The organism is Xanthomonas sp. NCPPB 2866 (genome assembly GCF_041475745.2).
In the GTDB taxonomy this organism is placed as follows: domain Bacteria; phylum Pseudomonadota; class Gammaproteobacteria; order Xanthomonadales; family Xanthomonadaceae; genus Xanthomonas; species Xanthomonas arboricola.
The window spans coordinates 1,088,190-1,106,846 of the sequence record NZ_CM192975.1 but is presented as its reverse complement, the minus strand read 5'-3'; the positions used below and the strand labels follow the sequence as shown (position 1 = coordinate 1,106,846).

The 18,657-nt window shown below is 67.9% G+C and carries 17 protein-coding genes; 9 read left to right on the top strand and 8 right to left on the bottom strand.

The features are described 5' to 3' along the window. Positions 1 to 46 precede the first annotated feature (46 nt). The 5 genes from hemA to ppk2 all read left to right on the top strand — a co-directional run bounded on the left by hemA (position 47) and on the right by ppk2 (position 6,047). Positions 47 to 1,345, top strand: a complete 1,299-nt coding sequence (gene hemA, locus ACCQ04_RS04700) for a glutamyl-tRNA reductase (RefSeq protein ID WP_054591840.1) — start codon at positions 47 to 49, stop codon at positions 1,343 to 1,345. Continuing rightward, positions 1,323 to 2,408 carry a peptide chain release factor 1 gene (gene prfA / locus ACCQ04_RS04695; protein WP_167708500.1) on the top strand — a complete coding sequence of 362 codons (1,086 nt, stop codon included), beginning with the start codon at positions 1,323 to 1,325 and terminating at the stop codon, positions 2,406 to 2,408. The genes hemA and prfA overlap by 23 nt, the downstream gene beginning before the upstream one ends. After that, complete coding sequence (locus ACCQ04_RS04690) at positions 2,405 to 4,111, top strand: O-linked N-acetylglucosamine transferase, SPINDLY family protein (protein ID WP_226426757.1); 1,707 nt, start codon at positions 2,405 to 2,407, stop codon at positions 4,109 to 4,111. The genes prfA and ACCQ04_RS04690 overlap by 4 nt, the downstream gene beginning before the upstream one ends. Positions 4,112 to 4,715: 604 nt before the next feature. Further along, on the top strand, positions 4,716 to 5,234 hold the full coding sequence (gene moaB, locus ACCQ04_RS04685; protein WP_024938580.1) for a molybdenum cofactor biosynthesis protein B: 519 nt from the start codon (positions 4,716 to 4,718) through the stop codon (positions 5,232 to 5,234). Positions 5,235 to 5,264: 30 nt separating this feature from the next. Beyond that, entirely contained in the window at positions 5,265 to 6,047 is a 783-nt protein-coding gene (gene ppk2, locus ACCQ04_RS04680) for a polyphosphate kinase 2 (RefSeq protein ID WP_226426758.1), read from the top strand. Here ppk2 and ACCQ04_RS04675 read toward each other — a convergent pair. From ACCQ04_RS04675 to ACCQ04_RS04660, 4 genes are all read right to left on the bottom strand, one after another. After that, a complete protein-coding gene (locus ACCQ04_RS04675) occupies positions 6,029 to 7,252 on the bottom strand; it encodes a hypothetical protein (protein ID WP_226426759.1) in 1,224 nt (407 codons plus the stop codon). The genes ppk2 and ACCQ04_RS04675 overlap by 19 nt on opposite strands. 84 nt (positions 7,253 to 7,336) lie before the next feature. After that, positions 7,337 to 7,603, bottom strand: a complete 267-nt coding sequence (locus ACCQ04_RS04670; protein WP_102581937.1) for an acylphosphatase — start codon at positions 7,601 to 7,603, stop codon at positions 7,337 to 7,339. After that, positions 7,603 to 8,211: a TlpA family protein disulfide reductase gene (locus ACCQ04_RS04665; protein ID WP_024938584.1), complete on the bottom strand. Its 609-nt coding sequence runs from the start codon at positions 8,209 to 8,211 to the stop codon at positions 7,603 to 7,605. The genes ACCQ04_RS04670 and ACCQ04_RS04665 overlap by 1 nt, the downstream gene beginning before the upstream one ends. After that, positions 8,208 to 9,485, bottom strand: a complete 1,278-nt coding sequence (locus ACCQ04_RS04660; RefSeq protein WP_024938585.1) for a YihY family inner membrane protein — start codon at positions 9,483 to 9,485, stop codon at positions 8,208 to 8,210. The genes ACCQ04_RS04665 and ACCQ04_RS04660 overlap by 4 nt, the downstream gene beginning before the upstream one ends. Positions 9,486 to 9,536: 51 nt before the next feature. Between ACCQ04_RS04660 and wrbA the strand changes: the two genes are divergently transcribed. From wrbA to ybaK, 4 genes are all read left to right on the top strand, one after another. After that, positions 9,537 to 10,193: an NAD(P)H:quinone oxidoreductase gene (gene wrbA / locus ACCQ04_RS04655; protein WP_024938586.1), complete on the top strand. Its 657-nt coding sequence runs from the start codon at positions 9,537 to 9,539 to the stop codon at positions 10,191 to 10,193. Beyond that, complete coding sequence (locus ACCQ04_RS04650) at positions 10,190 to 10,534, top strand: DUF2069 domain-containing protein (protein ID WP_047128204.1); 345 nt, start codon at positions 10,190 to 10,192, stop codon at positions 10,532 to 10,534. Before wrbA ends, ACCQ04_RS04650 begins: the two co-directional genes overlap by 4 nt. Positions 10,535 to 10,619: 85 nt before the next feature. Next, complete coding sequence (locus tag ACCQ04_RS04645; RefSeq protein WP_016900703.1) at positions 10,620 to 11,105, top strand: asparaginase domain-containing protein; 486 nt, start codon at positions 10,620 to 10,622, stop codon at positions 11,103 to 11,105. 4 nt (positions 11,106 to 11,109) lie between these two features. Continuing rightward, the gene (gene ybaK, locus ACCQ04_RS04640) at positions 11,110 to 11,583 is read left to right on the top strand and encodes a Cys-tRNA(Pro) deacylase (protein WP_226426760.1); all 474 of its coding nucleotides are present in this window, start codon (positions 11,110 to 11,112) and stop codon (positions 11,581 to 11,583) included. A 199-nt stretch (positions 11,584 to 11,782) separates the two neighbouring features. Here the strand turns inward: ybaK and ACCQ04_RS04635 are convergent, their stop codons facing one another. From ACCQ04_RS04635 to ACCQ04_RS04620, 4 genes are all read right to left on the bottom strand, one after another. Next, complete coding sequence (locus ACCQ04_RS04635; RefSeq protein ID WP_372358696.1) at positions 11,783 to 13,480, bottom strand: S8 family peptidase; 1,698 nt, start codon at positions 13,478 to 13,480, stop codon at positions 11,783 to 11,785. A gap of 346 nt (positions 13,481 to 13,826) precedes the next feature. Continuing rightward, complete coding sequence (locus ACCQ04_RS04630; protein WP_102252730.1) at positions 13,827 to 15,236, bottom strand: S8 family peptidase; 1,410 nt, start codon at positions 15,234 to 15,236, stop codon at positions 13,827 to 13,829. 250 nt (positions 15,237 to 15,486) lie between these two features. Then, on the bottom strand, positions 15,487 to 17,232 hold the full coding sequence (locus tag ACCQ04_RS04625) for a S8 family peptidase (protein ID WP_024938591.1): 1,746 nt from the start codon (positions 17,230 to 17,232) through the stop codon (positions 15,487 to 15,489). 314 nt (positions 17,233 to 17,546) lie between these two features. Beyond that, complete coding sequence (locus tag ACCQ04_RS04620; protein ID WP_039523741.1) at positions 17,547 to 18,632, bottom strand: branched-chain amino acid aminotransferase; 1,086 nt, start codon at positions 18,630 to 18,632, stop codon at positions 17,547 to 17,549. Positions 18,633 to 18,657 lie beyond the last annotated feature (25 nt).

Here is an 18,657-nt window from a genome sequence, read left to right as displayed (position 1 = left end):
AAATGGGGCCCTGAATGGCCGCCAGCTTATCGCAAGCAACTGAACAATGACGTTGTGGGTGCTCGGACTGAATCACCAGACCGCACCTGTGGACCTGCGCGAACGCGCGGCGTTCGCAGGTGACGCGTTGCCGCGCGCGCTCGAATCCCTGCGCGCGTTGCCGCAGGTACGCGAGGCCGCGCTGCTGTCCACCTGCAACCGCACCGAGCTGTATGCGATGTCCGACGACCCGCACAGCCTGGTGAGCTGGCTGGAAACCCATGCGCCGGGCTTGAGTGGTTACCTCTATCAGCATCAGGAGGAAGCGGCGGTGCGCCACCTGTTCCGCGTCGCCACCGGGCTGGACTCGATGGTGCTGGGCGAGCCGCAGATCCTGGGCCAGGTGAAGGATGCCTGGGCAGTGGCCCGTGCACATGGCGCGCTGGGTAGCGGGCTGGACCGCCTGTTTCAGCAGACCTTCTCGGTCGCCAAGCGGGCGCGCACCGATACCCGCGTCGGTGCCAATCCGGTGTCGGTGGCCTCCACCGCGGTGCGATTGGCGCAGGAATCCTTCGCGCGGCTCAACGAATCCACCGTGCTGCTGATCGGCGCGGGCGAAACCATCGAGCTGGCGGCCAAGCATCTGAGCGAAGGCCGCGTGCGCCGCTTGTTGATCGCCAATCGCACGCTTGCGCATGCGCAGACGCTGGCCAGCCAGCACGGCGGTTACGCCCTGCCGCTGACCGATCTGGACCGCCATCTGGCCGAAGCCGACGTGGTGTTCTCGGCCACTGCCGCGCGCGAGCCGATCGTGACGCGGGTGCAGGTGGAACAGGCACTGCGCGCGCGCAAGCGCAAGCCGATGCTGCTGTTCGACCTGGCGGTGCCGCGCGACATTGAAGCCTCGGTGGCCGAACTCGGCGACGCCTACCTGTACACGGTGGACGACCTGGAACGCGCGGTGGAAGACAACCGCCGCGGCCGCCGTGAAGCCGCCGACCAGGCCGAAGCCATCATCGACCTGCAGGTGGCTCGCTATGTCGAGACCTTGCAGGCCAACGCGCGCCAGGCGCCGCTCAAGCGCTTGCGCGCGTTCGGCGACAGCACCCGCGACGAACTGCTGGCCAAGGCGCGCCAGCAATTGCACAACGGCAAGCCGGCCGACGAAGTACTGGAACAGCTGGCGCATGCGCTGACCAACCGGCTGCTGCATCCGCCCACCGCCGCGCTGCGCGATGCCGCGCTCAACAACGACCTGGACTTGACCAACGCGGCCGACCGGCTGTTCCCGGAAAAGCCGGGTTATCGACATCCCCCTGTAGCCACCCCGATCGTGAGGACCGATGACGCCGACCCTGCGCCGTAAGCTCGAAGCGCTGGCCGAGCGCCGCGAAGAACTGCAGCACCTGCTCTCCGACCCCGATGTGGTCAACAACAACGACAGGTTCCGCGCGCTGTCGCGCGAACTGTCGCAGCTGGAGCCGGTGGCCGTGGCCCTGGAAGACGAAGCGCGCGCCAAGGCCGACCTGAGCGCGGCCGAAGCGATGCGCAACGATCCGGAGATGCGCGAGCTGGCCGAAGAGGAGATCGCCGCCGCACAGACGCGCCTGGAAGAACTGGATGCGCAACTGGCCTTGCTGCTGGTGCCGCGCGACCCGCGCGACGACGGCAACCTGTTCCTGGAAGTACGCGCCGGTACCGGCGGCGACGAGGCGGCGATCTTTGCCGGCGACCTGTTCCGCATGTATGCGCGTTATGCCGAGCGCCAGGGCTGGAAGGTGGAAATCGAATCCGACAGCCCCGGCGAGCACGGCGGCTACAAGGAAGTGGTGGCACGGGTGGTCGGACGCGGCGCATATTCGCGGCTGAAATTCGAATCCGGCACCCATCGTGTGCAGCGCGTGCCGGCGACCGAGTCGCAGGGCCGCATCCACACCTCGGCGGCGACGGTGGCGATCATTCCCGAAGCCGACGATGTGGAAGAGATCGTGATCAACCCGGCCGACCTGAAGGTGGACACCTTCCGCTCGTCCGGTGCCGGCGGCCAGCACGTCAACAAGACCGAGTCGGCGATCCGCATCACCCATGTGCCCAGTGGCGTGGTGGTGGAATGCCAGACCGAACGCAGCCAGCACGCCAACCGCGACAAGGCGATGAAGCGGCTGAAGGCGCAATTGGTGGAAGCCGAACGCAGCAAGGCGGCCGCCGCTGAAGCGCAGACGCGCAAGTTGCAGGTCGGCAGCGGCGACCGCAGCCAGCGCATCCGCACCTACAGCTTCCCGCAGGGCCGCATCACCGACCACCGCGTGGAAGGCCTGACGCTGTACGACCTGCCCAACATCATCGAAGGCGATCTGGATGCACTGATCGCACGACTGCTGCACGAGCATCAGGCCGACGAACTGGCACGGTTGAGCGACAGCCCGTGAGTGCGCAGGTCCCGCGCGAGCTGCTGCAGCTGCGCGAGGCGGTGCGACGCCAGCCGGGCGACTTCATCGCCTGGCTGATGCTGGCCGATGCCGAGCTCGGCATGGGCGCAATCGTTGCAGGCGAGGCCGCGGTGCAACGCGCGCTTGCACTGCAGCCGGGCCATCCGGAAGCGGTGGCGCGGCTTGGCCGGGTGCGCTGGACACAGCAACGGCATGCCGACGCGGCAGCGTTGTTGCAGCAGGCATCGGACCTGGTGCCGCAACATCCGGGCATCGCGCTGTGGCTGGGGCATGCATTGGAAGATGCAGGCCAGGCCGAAGCTGCCGCGGCCGCGTATACGCGTGCGCACCAGTTGCTGCCCGATGAGCCGTATATCGCTGCGCAACTGCTCAACTGGCGACGCCGCCTGTGCGACTGGCGTGAGCTGGATGCGCTCGCTGCGCAGGTGCGCAGTGCCGTGGCGCAGGGCGCTGCCGCGGTGGAACCGTTCGCCTTCCTGAGCGAGGACGCCAGCGCTGCCGAACAGCTGGCATGTGCACGGACACGCGCGCAGGCAGTCGCTGCGATGTTGCGCCCGTTACCGCCGACTGCAATGCGCAGCCAGGGCGGGTTGCGGCTCGGCTTCGTTTCCAACGGGTTTGGTGCGCACCCCACCGGCTTGCTGACGGTCGCGCTGTTCGAAGCGCTGAAGCGCCGGCAGCCGGCGCTGCAACTGCATCTGTTCGCCACCAGCCATGACGACCGCAGCGAGATCCGCGCGCGCCTGGCGCAAGCGACCACGCTGCACGATGTCACCGCGCTCGGGCACCTGGCCACCGCGCAGCACATCCGCGACCAGGGCATCGATCTGCTGTTCGACCTGCGCGGGTGGGGCGGTGGCGGGCGCCCGGAAGTGTTCGCACTGCGGCCGGCGCCGCTGCAACTCAACTGGCTGGCATATCCGGGCACGTCGGGCGCGCCGTGGATGGACTATGTGCTGGGCGATGCGTTTGCGCTGCCGCCGTCGCTGGAGCCGTTCTACCGCGAGCGCGTGCTGCGCCTGAACGGTGCGTTTCAGCCGTCGGACACCTCGCGCGTGGTCGCCGAGCCGCCGTCGCGGGCGCAGTGCGGTTTGCCCGAGCATGGCGTAGTGCTGTGCTGCTTCAACAACAGCTACAAGCTCAATCCCCGCAGCATGGCGCGCATGCTGGCGGTGTTGCGTGCGGTGCCGGGCAGCGTGCTGTGGCTGTTGTCCGGACCGGGCGAGGCCGATGCACGCCTGCGTGCGGTGGCGCAGACGCAAGGCGTGGCTGCGCAGCGCCTGGTGTTCATGCCGAAGCTGCCGCACGCGCAGTATCTGGCGCGCTACCGGCATGCGGACCTGTTCCTGGATACGCATCCGTACAACGCGCATACCACCGCATCGGATGCCTTATGGGCCGGTTGCCCGGTGTTGACCACGCCCGGCGAGACATTTGCCGCGCGCGTGGCCGGCAGCCTGAATCATCATCTGGGCCTGGATGAGATGAATGTGGCCGATGACGCTGCGTTCGTTGCCAAGGCGGTGGCGTTGGCGACTGACCCAGCGGCGTTGAGTGCGTTGCGTGCGCGGGTGGCGGAGCGTCGGCGCGAGTCGGGCGTGTTCGATATGGATGGGTTTGCCGACGGGTTCGCGGACCTGATGCAAGCACTCGCGCGCCAACATGGTTGGTTGGGTGACTAGCGGGCTGCTTGCCTTTTCAAGGTCGATGGCTGTCCTCCGCTGTACCCCATCCCAACCCGCGCGTCCGTGCCCCGGCCCGCGCTTGCGGCGCGGGCGCTCCAAGGCACGCGCGCCCAGCTGTCCCTCCTCGTCCCTGCGGGAGAGGTGCTTGAAAGCGTCATTGAGTTTCTTCGAGACCTTTTCAGGTCATGGAAACAACGTGCAGAGCGGCAGCGTGGCCGGGGATTGGCGGAGAGCGGCACACGGATGTGCCGCGGCGGCGAGTCAGACAGGATGTCTGCCGAGCCGAGGAGCCGATCCCCGGCCGCGCTGCCGCCCTCACCGAAGCGACTACCGACAGGCATCTTGCTTCGCCGTACCCTCACCCCACCCCCTCCTCCCGGTGGGAGACCGGCGTCCAATCTTGCCGCGTGGGCGCTCGGCGGAACGCACACCAGTGGCGCGCAAGCTGCGCCTTCTCGCCCGCAGGGAGAGCGATTGGTCGATTTGCCACGAACTGTCAGTTGCTAATTGCCAGTGTCAGCGAACCCCGCTGGCAATCAATGTTGTGCGGCTTCACGCCGTGGTGCTGTACCCGGTCGTTCCAGCTCGCTAGGCTTGGGGCATGCCTTCCAATCCCGACTTCATTCCCTTGCACCTGTGCGTGCTGACGGTGTCCGACAGCCGCACGCTGGCCGATGATCGCTCCGGCGACTATCTGGTCGATGCCCTCACTCACGACGGTCACGTGCTGCACGAGCGCGCCCTGTGTCCGGACGATCGCTACCGCATGCGCGCGATCGTCTCTGCGTGGATCGCCGATGCGCAGGTCGACGGCATCCTGATCACTGGCGGCACCGGCTTTACCGGCCGTGACAGCACGCCGGAGGCGATCACCCCGTTGCTGGACAAGACCATGCCCGGTTTCGGCGAGTTGTTCCGCGCGGTCAGTGTCGACGAAATCGGCACCTCCTCACTGCAGTCGCGCGCGTTTGCGGGGCTGGCCAATCACAGTTTCGTGTTCTGCCTGCCCGGCTCCACCTCGGCCTGCCGCACGGCCTGGGAAAAGATCGTGCGTGCGCAGCTGGATGCGCGGACCAAGCCCTGCAATCTGGCGACACTGCGTCCACGTCTGGGCGAATAGCCTGCGCGCTCCATCGCTGTTGGAACGCGCATGTCGCACCTGAAACGCAAGGCCTACAAGAAGTTGCTGGCACCGCTGCAGCTGGAACTGGTCAACATGGCGCGCTGGCTGCGGCATACCAACCAGCGCGCGCTGGTACTGGTGGAAGGCCGCGACACCGCCGGCAAAGGCGGTGTGATCCAGGCCATCGCCAGCCATCTGAACCCGCGCCAGTGCCGGGTGGTGGCGTTGCCGACACCCAACGATCGCGAAAGCACGCAATGGTATTTCCAGCGCTATGTGGCGCACCTGCCAGCGGCCGGCGAGTTGGTGCTGATGGATCGCAGCTGGTACAACCGCGCCGGCGTGGAACGGGTGATGGGCTATTGCACCGACGCGCAATACGACGCGTTCCTGGAGCAGGCGCCGCGCTTCGAACAACTGCTGGTCGACGACGGCATCCTGTTGTTCAAGTACTGGCTGTGCGTGGATCAGGCCGAGCAGGAACAGCGCTTTGCCGAACGCCAGGAAGATCCGCTCAAGGGCTGGAAGCTGTCGCCGGTGGACCTGCAGTCACGCAGCAAGTACGAGGCCTACACCGCCGCGCGTGAGCGCATGCTCGAGGTGACGCATACGCCGGACGCGCCGTGGACGCTGGTGGATTTCAACGACCAGAAGCGCGGCCGGTTGAGCCTGATCCGCAATCTGCTGGATCGGCTCCCGGACACCGCGGTGCCCGATGACACGCTGCAGCTGCCGCCACTGGACGGCAAGCCGCACAAGGAACGTTACGGCGTGCTGGAACCGATCGACGATTACGCCGGCCAGTCCTGAGAGATCTCGTCGCTGGCCGCGGTGGCGCGCGGCAAGGGATACAGGCCGGCCTGGCGTTCGGCCTGCTCGGCCTGCAGCACCAGCTGGCTCAGGCGCTGACTGAACAGCTGCATGAAACCGCGGTGCAGCGGGCGCATTGCTTCGATGTAGTCGACGTCGTCGGCCTGCGCACCGAGCGGGCTGCAGGACGACAGCAGCACTTCGTCCAGGCGTAGCGCGCTGTCGGGCAGACGCACCAGCGCGGCGCGGCGCAACCAGTCGCGCATGCCCTGGCGGTACTCGGCGGCCAGGATGTAGGCCACTTCGACCTGGTCTAGGTCCACATCCGGATTCCACGCCAGCACCTGGATGACCTGCGAGCGCTCGTCCAGCATGCGGCTCTCGGCAACCAGACCGTGCAATTGCTGCAGCAGACGCCACTGGACGCCGGCGGCCTCGCGCTGCGGGGCCGGCATGGTCTCGATCGCCAGCGCCAGGCGGCGTGCGAACAGTGCCGGCACTTCGGCCAGGACGATCGGGCCGGCATCGGCGCCAAGCAGGAAACGTTCGGTGCGCAGCGTGGCGGTGTCGGGCAGGTAGCCGTCCTGCAGCGGGCGCATCACGCCGTGGTCGAGCAGCGACAGCACCACGTCCAGCCAATAGCGACGCTCCTGTTGCAGCGCGCGGTTGGCGGTGGCGTTCTGCCAGGCCGGACGGAGATCGTCCAGACGCGCGATGCAGGCCTGGGCATCGAGGGTGTCCCAGGGCGCGCGGGTGGCGTCGTTGGGATCGAAATTCTCCACGTTGAGCATGCCGCCGCCGAAACGGTGCCAGGCTGCGCCGCGCTGGGTGCCGGCGGGATCCGGCCTGGAGACCGACAGCGGCACCGCGGGGGCCGGGCGCAACAGGGCTGCGTAGGCGTCGGCCCAGGAATCGGGCAGACGCGCCGACAGCGGATAGCTGGCAGCGGACGCGCCCAGGCCGTGACGTGCGAGCTTCAGGCTCCACAGCACCGCAGCGATCACGATGCCGCCGAAGATCCAGGCCAGCAGCCAGCTGGTGGCCGCCTGCCCCGGCTGCAGCACGCGGGTCTGCGGCTGCAGAAACAGCAGCCAGCCACTGCCCGACAGGACGCCCAGGTACAGCCATGGCGCCAGCTGCGCCAGGCGACGGTTGCGGGTAGGCAGTTCCTGCCCGTCGGTGTGATCTTGAGATGGAGCGGCCATATATTCCCCCTGCACGCCTGATCGCGCTGACAAGGTTATCGGCGACGCATCGCAAGTCTGTTGGCCTGCTCGACTGGCAGCGACTCAGCCAGTTACAAATTCTTCAGTCGGCGGCGGCGCGCAGGGCGTGCGGGTCACCGCCGCGACCCTGGCCGCCGGCGGGCCTTGCCATAACCAGGATTCCAGCGCATCCAGCGCGACGGCGGGCCCGGCAGCGACCACCTCCACACTGCCGTCGGGCTGGTTGCGCGCATGCCCACGCAGGCCCAGCGCAACCGCACGCTCGCGGGTGGAGGCGCGGAACCACACGCCCTGCACCACGCCGGTGACGGTAAAGCGCGCCGCCTGCATCAGCCGGCCTTGCCGGTGATGCCCACCGCCGTCTCGATGTCGCGTGCAGTCACCGGGCCGAGGAACTGCTTGGCCACCTTGCCGTCCGGCCCGATCAGATACGTCATCGGCAAGCCGCGCGGCGTGGCGAAGTCCTGCGGCGGCTGGTACGGGTCGAGGATGGCGATCGGGTATGACACCGGGTGGTCCTTCAGGAACGCCTGCATATCGGCGCTGCTGATGTCTTCATAGGCCAGGCCCACCACTTCGACGGTGTCGCGCATGGTGTGCAGCGCCGACAGCTCGGGCATTTCCTTCAGGCACGGCGCGCACCAGGTGGCCCAGAAATTGACCACCACCCACTTGCCGCGATGCGCGGCCAGGTCGTAGGCCTCGCCGGTCACGGTCGGCAGCGACAGCTTGGGCATCTCGGCGGTCTGCTGCACCACCGAGGTGTCGGTTGGGCTGGCCGGGTCGGCGGGAGCGGCCGGCTTTTGCGGCGTCTGTGCGGTGGTCGCCGGCGCTGCACCGCCAGCGGCGGGCGTGCCCTCGCCGGTGGGCTTGCAGGCGGTCAGCAGCAACAGCGGCAACAGCAGCGCACAGGCGCCGCGCACAAGGCGCACGGTCATGGGAGGTCTCCGGGAAGGTGGGTGTAGAGGTCGCCGACCGGTTGCGCCAGCACGCTGCGCAAGGGTTGGCGCAGTTGTTCAAGCGCAGCGGCAGCGGCCTGGCCGTAGGCATCGTCGCGGCACGGCAGGGGGCGGTCTTCGATCGGCACGCGCAGCTGGCAGCTTTCGTAGAGTTCGGCCAGCGGCACCACGTCCAGGTCGCGCGCCAGCAGCCATTGGCCGCGCTCGTCGCGGCGCAACAGGCGGATGCGTTTGAGTTCGCACAGCAACTCCTGCATCAGCGTGTCGGTGAGCATCGGCTCCAGCGCCAGGATGCGGTCTTCATCCAGGCCGTTGCCGTGGATGCGTGCCTGGCGGAAGCGGCCGAGCAGGCGCAGCAGGCCATAGATCTCGAAACCCGGCGGCAGCCGCATCGCTTCGGGCTGGTAGCGGAATGCCGCCATCGAGGAGGCCAGCGAGGCGCCCAGCAGCACCGAGACCCAGCTCAGGTAGATCCACAACAGCAGGATCGGCAGCGCCGACAGCGCACCGTAAATGCGCTGGTAGGTCTGGAAATTGCCCAGATAGAAGCCGAAGCCCCATTTGACGATTTCCATCAGGATCACCGCCAGCAACGCGCCCGGCAGCGCATGCCGCAGGCGTACCCCATGCTGCGGCACCACGCGGTAGATCAGCACGATGCAGACGAATTCCACCGCCATCGGCGCCAGCCGCCAGGCGAATTCGGCCAGCCACTGGCCTTCGGTGGTGCGGAACAGCGGCAGCGCGAACACGTAGGCGGCCATCGCCATCGAGGCGGCGGCCAGCATCGTGCCCAGGGTCAGCACCGTCCAGTAGATCAGGAAGCGTGTCACCTTCGGCCGTGCGGCGGCCACCCGCCAGATGCTGTTGAAGGTCTGCTCGATGCTATGCAGGGTAATCAGCAGCGAGGCCACCAGCGCGACCATACCGGCCACGGTGAACTTGCCCAGATCCTCCAGCGAACGATTGAGGTAGTTCTGCACCGAGCGCGCCGCACCGGGCACGAAGTTGTTGAAGATGAAGTCGGTCAGCGCGTCCTTCCACTCGTTGAAGGCCGGGAACGCCGACAGCACCCCGAACACCACGATCGCCAGCGGCACCAGCGCAAATACCGTGGTGTAGGCGAGCGAGGCGGCCGCCTGGAACAGGCGGTCATCGAGAAAGCGGCGCCATAGGAAGCGCCCGAAGCTGACCGTCCGCGCGCGGTCGCGCAGCCGTTCTTTCCATTGGTGGATTTTGTTCACGCGCAACATCGCGCAAGGGTACCCGATGCGCCGTCATCGCGGCCTTGCCGCAACTGCGGCGTGCAGGCAGGCGGTGGCTTGGCCGATACTGCGGCAACTCACACAGGCGGTAGATGCGCGATGGCGGAGATTCTGGTGCTGTATTACAGCCGTGGCGGTTCGGTGGCGCGGCTGGCGCGGCAGATCGCGCGCGGCATCGGCGAAGTGCCGGGCATGGGCGCGCGGCTGCGCACGGTACCGCCGGTGGCGGCGGTGACCCAAACCAGCGCCCCGCCGGTGCCGGACGAGGGCGCGCCGTACGTGGACAAGGCCGATCTGGCCGAATGCAGCGGCTTGCTGCTGGGCAGCCCGACCCGCTTCGGCAACATGGCCGCGCCGATGAAGCATTTCCTCGACGGCCTGGGCGCCGAGTGGGCCAGCGGCACCCTGGCCGGCAAGCCGGCAGGCGTGTTCACTTCCACCGCCTCGATGCACGGCGGCCAGGAATCCACCTTGCTGTCGATGCACCTGCCGCTGCTGCACCACGGCTGCCTGATCGTCGGCATCCCGTTCACCGAGCCGGCGCTCAGCCATACCACCAGCGGCGGCACGCCCTATGGCGCCAGCCATGTCTCCGGCGCCGGCGGCGACCCGCAACCGAGCGAGGACGAAGCGCTGCTGGCGCGTGCGCTGGGTCGCCGGGTGGCCGATATCGCCCGGCGCCTGGCCAGCCCATGAGCGTGCGTGCCACGCACTGGCTGCTGACTGCCGCGCTGATCGCGCTGACGGTGCTGTTCGTGAGCTGGTTTCACGACGACCGCCACCGCACCGCGGCGCTGCTGGTGTTCGCACTGCCGCCAGCGCTGATGGCCGCGCTGGCGCTGCGCAGCGCACGTGCGCGTTTCTGGGCCGGCGTGTTCGCGCTGGGCTGGTTCAGTCACGGCGTGATGGCCGCCTGGAGCCAGCCGCAGGCACGTGGGCTGGCCTGGCTGGAAGTACTGCTGGCCCTGCTGGTGGTGGCATTGGTGGGCGGCCCCGGCATGGCGGCGCGCTTCGGCCGCAAGCGCCCTCCACGTTGACCCGCTTGGGCAGCACCCGCGCCGGGGTCGTATCATGACGGCCCTCGCGCGGCCTGCACCGCGCCCGTTTGAAGGACCCGCAGCAATGGAAGACCTCCTGATCGTCACCACCGGTGGCACGATCGACAAGATCTACTTCGACGACAAATCGGACTACCAGATCGGCGACCCGCAGATCGGCCAGATCCTCAAGGAGCTGGGCGTGACCTTCCGCTTCTCGGTGATTCCGATCATCCGCAAGGATTCGCTGCACATCACCGATGCCGACCGCGAACTGGTGCGCGCCACCATCGCCGCCCAGCCGACCCGCCACGTGCTGATCACCCACGGCACCGACTCGATGGTGGAAACCGGCAAGGTGCTGCAGTCGATCGCAGACAAGACCATCGTGATGACCGGCGCGCTCAATCCGGCGCGCTTTCGCGGCTCCGATGCCGAGTTCAACATCGGCTGCGCGGTCGGCGCGGTGCAGTCGCTGCCGGCGGGCGTGTACATCGCCATGAACGGGCGCATCTGGAATCCGGAAAAGGTGCGCAAGAACGTCGCCGCCAACCGCTTCGAATCGCTCTGACGCCATGAGCAAGGCCACCCGCGCGACCAAGGCATTGGATGCCGCCGGCGTGGCCTATGTGTTGCACCCCTACGCCTACCAGGCCGATGCCGACGCGAAGGGCGTGCAGGCGGCGAACGCCCTGGGACTGGCGCCGCACACGGTGCTGAAAACATTGATGGCCTGGGTCGACGACCAGGCGGTGTGCGTGGTGATCCCGTGCGATCGCCGGGTGTCGCTGAAGAAACTGGCCAGTGCCTGCAACGGCAAGTCGGCGCGCATCATGGAGGTGGCCGATGCCGAGCGTCGCACCGGCTACAAGGTCGGCGGCATCAGCCCGCTGGGGCAGCAACGCCAGGCGCCGGTCCTGATCGAAGCCAGTGCACTGGATGCCCCGTCGCTGTGGATCAACGCCGGGCAACGCGGCTTGCTGCTGGAATTGCCGGGCGATGGCATCGTTGCCGCATTGAAGGCGCGGCCCTGCAGTGTTTGCGACTAGCCGCGGCGAGACACCGCGCCGCGTGGCCGGCTGACGCAAGCCGGCATCTGGAAATCCAAAGGTGGCTCCGGTTCGCGGCAGCGATCACGCACCTCCGCTGCGGCGTGATGGGTTCGCCGGCGTCACATGGCCGATGCAAGATCACGCCCCAAGGAAGACCGAAGTCCTGCACCCCACCGGCGCAGGACTCCGGGCACGCTCAGTACGTGGCCACCAGCGTGACCGCCGAAAACGCCAGCGTGGCCTTGAGCCGCACGTAATACACCCCTGGCGCGGGCGCGCTCAGCGTGCAGCTGTCGGCATTGCCCACCACCGCAGTGCGGCAGTTGTAGGCGGTATCGCTCGGCAATGCACCGGCACGCAGCGACAGATCGGCATTGCCGCTGCCACCGCTGAGCGCCACCCGCAGGCTGCGCGTGCCTGCGGGCACGTTGACCTGGTAATACAGCGAGCCACCGGTGGCTGCAGCCAGGCCGTTGCGTGCTGCATTGCTGGTCAGAGTGGTCGAGGCGATCACCGCAGCCACCGCACCATCGGCGTTGACCAACCCTGCCCCACACCCCTGCGGACACGCCACCGGCAATGCACGCGCCGTGCTCTTGAGCATCGCTTCGACGCTGGCCGCACTGAGCGGATTGAGCGCCACCGACTGCATCAATGCCACCACGCCAGCCACATGCGGCGCCGCCATCGAGGTGCCGCTGTAGACCGCGTAACCTGGGGTGCCCACCGCCGCGCTGCCGCTGTTGAGCGTGGACAGAATCGCCTGCCCCGGCGCGGCGATATCCACGCCCTGGCCGAAGTTGGAAAAGCTGGCCTTGGCCCCGGCCGAGGTGGTCGCCGCCACCGCGATCACATTCGGGCAATTGGCCGGCACGCTTTTGGATACGTCGATATTGCTGTTGCCGGCAGCCACCACCACGCTGGTGCCGCGCGACACCACGCTGGCGATCGCATTGCTCAAGGTGGTGGAACAGGAACCGATGCCGCCCAGCGACAGGTTGATCACCCTGGCCGGGGTCGGATTGGCCGGCACGCCGGACACCGTGCCGCCGGAGGCCCACACGATCGCATCGGCGATGTCGGACAGGTAGCCGCCGCAACGGCCCAGCACGCGCACCGGCAGCACCTTTGCATTGAACGCCACGCCCGCGGTGCCGGCGCCATTGTTGGCGGCGGCCGCGACGATGCCGGCCACATGGGTGCCATGCCAGCTGGAACTGGACGCGCTTGCGCCGCTGCCGCACTCGTTGGCCGCGGCCCAGTCGCCCGGATCGGCGGCATCGGTGTCGCGCGCGTTGCCGTCGCGGGCAATGAAGGCATCGCTGATGAAGTCATAGCCGGCCAGCACATTGGCCGACAGCTCCGGATGCGCGGTCACGCCGGTATCGATCACCGCCACCACCGCGCCCTTGCCGGTGGCCTTGTCCCAGGCCGGGCGCACGTTGATGCCGGCGCTGGTGGTCCCCAGCGCCCATTGCTCGGACAGGCGGCTGTCGTTGGGCACCAGCATCGGGCGCAGCAGCATGTCCACTTCCACCCGCTTGACCGCCGGGTCGGCCGCCAGACGACGCATCAGGGTTTCCGCATCGACCCGGTCCAGCGCGCGATCGGCCACCAGCAATTGCGGCCCGACCCCGAGCCAGCGCGACGACGACAGGCCGAGCGCCCGCCCGCGCCGCGCCGGCACCGCACGGGCGATCTCGCGCAACGAGCCACTCAGGCGCCCACGGTTGCCGGCGCTGCTGTCCTTGTAGCTGACGATGAAACGCTGATGGGCCGATGCCGACCCCAGCCCCTGCAGGCTGACGTCGCCAGCGAATGCAGGCGCAGTGCCGCATAGCAGTGCACAGGCCAGCGCGACATGGCGCAGCCCCTTGAACGGTAAATAACGCATGGATCGACCCCTCCCAAGGATGTCGTGGTGCAGACCGGGGTGCGCGGATGCGCACCTGGTGGTGGGGCGCGCCGACTGGCGTCGTTGCCGACCTGCCCAGGCTATCGACCGCCCAGACACGGACCTGAGCCTGGTGCACCGGCAAGACCGAGCAAGCCACAGCGCCGGTTAAGCCAGTTGCGGCGCTGACCAGCTGCCGGAGCCATGCCGCCCCGCTCGTGCGCCGCCGCAAACGGCACTGCCCCGCATCGGCGGGGCAGTGGGAGATGTCCGACCTGACACGGTCGGGCGCATCACGCAGGACGACACGGTGCCAACGGCACGGCCGCTGGCACCGCGAGGCGTCTTACGGGGTCTGGCTGACCGCACCGGCCGCGTTGACGATGCCGGCACCGCAGCCGCCCGAGCAGGCGCCCGGCAGCGGACGCGCGGTGTTCTTCAACAACGTTTCCACCGCCGCCGGAGTCAGCGGACGGCTGGCCGCCGACTGCACCAGCGCCACCACGCCGGCCACGTGCGGTGCCGCCATCGACGTACCGTTGTAGGAGGCGTAGCTGGCGCTGCCCGGGGTGGTGGTGCCGCTGTTGAGCGTGGACAGGATCGCCGAGCCCGGGCCGGAAATGTCGATGGTGCTGCCGAAGTTGGAGAAGCTCGAACGCGCACCGGCCGAGGTAATCGACGCCACCGAGATCACGTTGGCGCAGCTGGCCGGGGTGAAGTTGGCCACGTTGGCATTGCTGTTGCCGGCCGCCACCACCACCGTGGTGCCGCGCGATACCGCGCCATTGATGGCGTTCTGGTAGGTGCTCGAGCAGGTGCCGTTGCCGCCCAGCGACATGTTGATCACTTCGGCCGGATTGGCATTGGCCGGCACGCCGGAGACGGTGCCGCCGGATGCCCACACGATTGCGTCGGCAATGTCGGAGGTGGTGCCGCCGCACAGGCCCAGCGCACGCACCGGCACGATGCGCGCATTGAATGCGGTCCCCGCCACGCCGGTGCTGTTGTTGGTGACCGCGGCAATGGTGCCGGCCACATGGGTGCCGTGCCAGCTGGAGTTGGCCGCTGCCACGCCGGAGCCGCATTGGTTGGCTGCGCGCCAGTCGCCCTGGTCGGCCGGGTTGTTGTCGCGGCCATTGTTGTCACGCGCACGCGCCGCGTCGCTGATGAAGTCGTAGCCCGGCAGTACGTTGGCGTTGAGGTCCGGGTGGCTGGTGATGCCGGTGTCGATCACTGCCACCACCACGCCGGTGCCGGTAGCGGTATCCCAGGCCGGACGCACGTTGATGCTCGAGGCGGTGGTGCCGAAGCCCCACTGCTCGGACAGACGGGTGTCGTTGGGGGTCAGCGTCGGGTACATGATCTGATCGACTTCCACGTACTCCACGCTCGGGTCGGCGGCGATCCGGCGCATCAGCGTCTCGGCCTCGGCACGGTCCAGGCCACGGTCAGTCTTGAGCACCTCCGACCCCAGCGCGGTGCGACGCACGTGATTCAGGCCCAGCGCACGGCCGGCGCGTGCCGGCACGGCGGTGGCGACCGAATTGAGCGATGCGCGCAGCGAGGTCGGGCTCACCGCGGCGCTGGAACCGTCCCTGTACTTGACGATGAAGCGGTCCAGGGTGGGCTGCGAATCCAGCCCGGAAAGATTGACCTGACCAGCAAACGCCGGCACTGCCAGCAGCGAAGTCAGCGCGGACACACCTAGAACCACCAGCGCGCGCGTGGGCGCACGACGTTGCGACACATTGGACATCGATCGTTCCTTAATTGAGAGGTACCGCAATTGCGGCGAGATGGCCGAACCGGCTCCACGTGCTGCGGATCGGGTCAGGCAGTGCACGGGCGCGGGCGCCCGGCGAGACGACTGACCGATGTCCATTCCGGTCGAGCGGCAACACACAGCCGGCGCCTGCCGATGCGGCAGACGTGGCAATAGGTCGCTGATGGGGTGCAGCGGATTGGATCGGCACTGCCTGGCCGGGGCCAGGCAGTGCCGACGTGCCTCAGTAGCTGGCGCGCAAGGTCACGCCGGAGAACGTGCTGTACGCCTTGAGGCGCACGTAGTAAGTGCCAGACGGCGCGCTGATGCTGCAGGTCTCGGCATTGCCGCTGCGGTACGGACGGCAGGTGTAGGTGGTGTCGGTCGGCGCACTGCCGGCACGCACGTACAGGTCTGCATCGCCGCTGCCGCCGCTGATCGCCACGGTCAGCGTGCCGCTACCGGCCGGCACTGCGATGGTGTAGTTCAGTTCCGCACCCGTGGCTGCGCCCAGTCCGGTGACCGGCGTGCCGTTGGTCAGGGTGTTGCCGGTACCTCCACCGCCGCCGCCATTGCTACCACTGATGGCGGCAGTCACCGCCGCATCGGCATTGACGATGCCGGCGCCGCAGCCGCCCGAGCAGGCGCCCGGCAGCGCACGTGCGGTGTTCTTCAACAGGGTTTCCACGGCGGCCGGGGTGAGTGCGCTCGGCGCGACCGACTGCACCAGCGCGACCACGCCGGCCACATGCGGCGCCGCCATCGAGGTGCCGTTGTAGGACGCGTAGCTGGCGCTGCCCGGGGTGGTGGTGCCGCTGTTGAGCGTGGACAGGATCGCCGAGCCCGGCGCCGACACGTCGATCCCGGTGCCGAAGTTGGAATAGCTGGCCTTGGCGCCGGCCGAGGTGGTGGCTGCCACCGCGATCACGTTGGCGCAGTTGGCCGGCAGCGAACCGGACACGTTGGCAGAATCGTTGCCTGCCGCCACCACCACCGTGGTGCCGCGCGAGACCGCACCGCTGATCGCATTCTGCATGGTGGTCGAGCAGGTACCGCCGCCGCCGAGCGACATGTTGATCACTTCGGCCGGATTGGCGTTGGCCGGCACGCCGCTGACGCTGCCGCCGGAGGCCCAGATGATGGCGTCGGCGATATCCGACAGCGAGCCGCCGCACTTGCCGAGTACGCGCACCGGCACGACCTTGGCGTTGTAGGCGGTCCCCGCCACGCCGGTGGTGTTGTTGGTCACTGCGGCCACCGTGCCGGCCACATGGGTGCCATGCCAGCTGGAGTTGGCGGCGGGAATACCGGAGCCGCATTCATTGGCGGCGTACCAGTCGCCTTCGTCGGCGGGATTGCTGTCGCGCCCGTTACCATCGCGCGCCGTGGCGGCATCGCTGATGAAGTCGTAGCCCGGCAGGATGTTGGCGTTGAGATCGGCATGGGTGGTGATGCCGGTGTCGATCACCGCCACCACCACATTGGCGCCGGTGGCCTTGTCCCAGGCCGGGCGGATATTGAGGCCGGCATTGGTGGTGCCGAAGGCCCACTGCTCGGACAGACGGGTGTCGTTCGGGGTCAGCGTGGCGTGCAGGATCTGGTCGACTTCCACGCTCTGCACGTTGGGGTCGGAGGCCAGCTGGCGCATCAGGGTCTCGGCTTCGGCACGGTCGAGTGCACGGTCCGCCTTGACCAGCTCCGGTCCCAGCGCCAGGCGGCGCACCGAGTTCAGGCCCAACGCCTTGCCGGCCTTGGCCGGAACAGCGCGCGCGGCGGTGCGCAGCGAGGTGCTCAGCGCGGTTGGACTGGCCAGCGCGGTGCTGCCGTCCTTATAGGTCACGATGAATTTCTGGTGGGTTTGGGCGGTGGCCAGGCCATCCAGATACACCTCGCCGGCAAAGGCCGGGGTTGCCAGCAACAACGAGGTCAGCGCAGCTGCGCTCAGGATGGTCAGTGCGCGGGGGCGCTTGCGGAAAGACTCGTTCGACATCGAATTCCCTTCTAGATCAAAGAGAACCGCCGTAGCGGTGGTAGCCGGTGCCGCCTTCCATAGGTCAGCACCGAGGTCCCGGACCGATCCCCTGTTATCGATCCGTTCAGCGAACCTACCGCACTACAACCAGACTGGACAATAAGAAGTTCGCACTTTCGAAAAATTAAATATCAGATTTGTGACACCGTACGGCACCGTTCAGCCAGTTGACGACATATCCGGACAGGAATTGGCACACACCTGCTGCGTTGCCCCAAAAAAAAGGCCCCTGCGCGACCGCGCAGAGGCCTTCTTTGACGCGATGCGCTGGCTCAGGACAGACGCACCAGCCAACCGTGGCGGTCCGGGACGCGCCCGTACTGGATGTCGGTCAACTCCTGGCGCAGCGACATGGTCACCTCGCCGGCCGGTGCGGAAAGATCGCCGACCGCAAAGCCATCGCCTTTCAGCTCGCCGATCGGGGTGACCACGGCAGCGGTGCCGCAGGCGAACACCTCGGTGATCTCGCCCGACGCCACGCCCTGCTTCCACTCGTCGATGGCGACCTTGCGCTCGATCACCTGCATGCCGCGATCACGTGCCAGTTGCAGGATGCTGTCGCGGGTGATGCCTTCCAGGATGCTGCCGGACAGTTCCGGCGTCACCAGCGTGCCGTCCTTGTAGACCAGGAACACGTTCATGCCGCCCAGTTCTTCGATGTACTTGCCTTCCACCGGGTCCAGGAACAGCACCTGCGAGCAGCCTTGCGCATAGGCCTTCTGCTGCGGCAGCAGCGAGGCGGCATAGTTGCCGCCGCACTTGGCCGCACCGGTGCCGCCCTTGGCCGCACGTGCGTACTCGGTGGACAACCAGATCGACACCGGTGCCACGCCCTTGGCGAAATACGGACCGGCGGGACTTGCGATGACGTAGTACGAGGCCTTGTGCGCCGCACGCACGCCCAGGAACGCCTCGTCGGCAATCATGAACGGGCGGAAGTACAGGCTGGTTTCCGGGGCCGACGGCACCCAGCTCGCATCCACCGCCACCAGCTGGCGCAGCGATTCGACGAACAGGTCCACCGGCAGTTCCGGCAGCGCCAGCCGCCGCGCCGAGCGCTGCAGCCGCTCGCCATTGGCCTGCGGGCGGAAGGTCCAGATCGAGCCGTCGGCATGCCGGTAGGCCTTGATGCCTTCGAAGATTTCCTGGCCGTAATGCAGCACCGAGGCGGCCGGATCCAGCTGCAGCGGGCCATACGCGCGTACCTGCGCGTCGTGCCAACCGAGCTCGTTGGTCCAGGAAATGGCGACCATGTGGTCGGTGAAATGCAGCCCGAAGCCGGGCGCGGCCAGGATCACGGACAGCTCGTCGGCACTGCGCGGCGACGGGGAACGGGTGGAAGCGAAGGACACGGACACCGGAAGATTCCTGTATGGCGGGCGA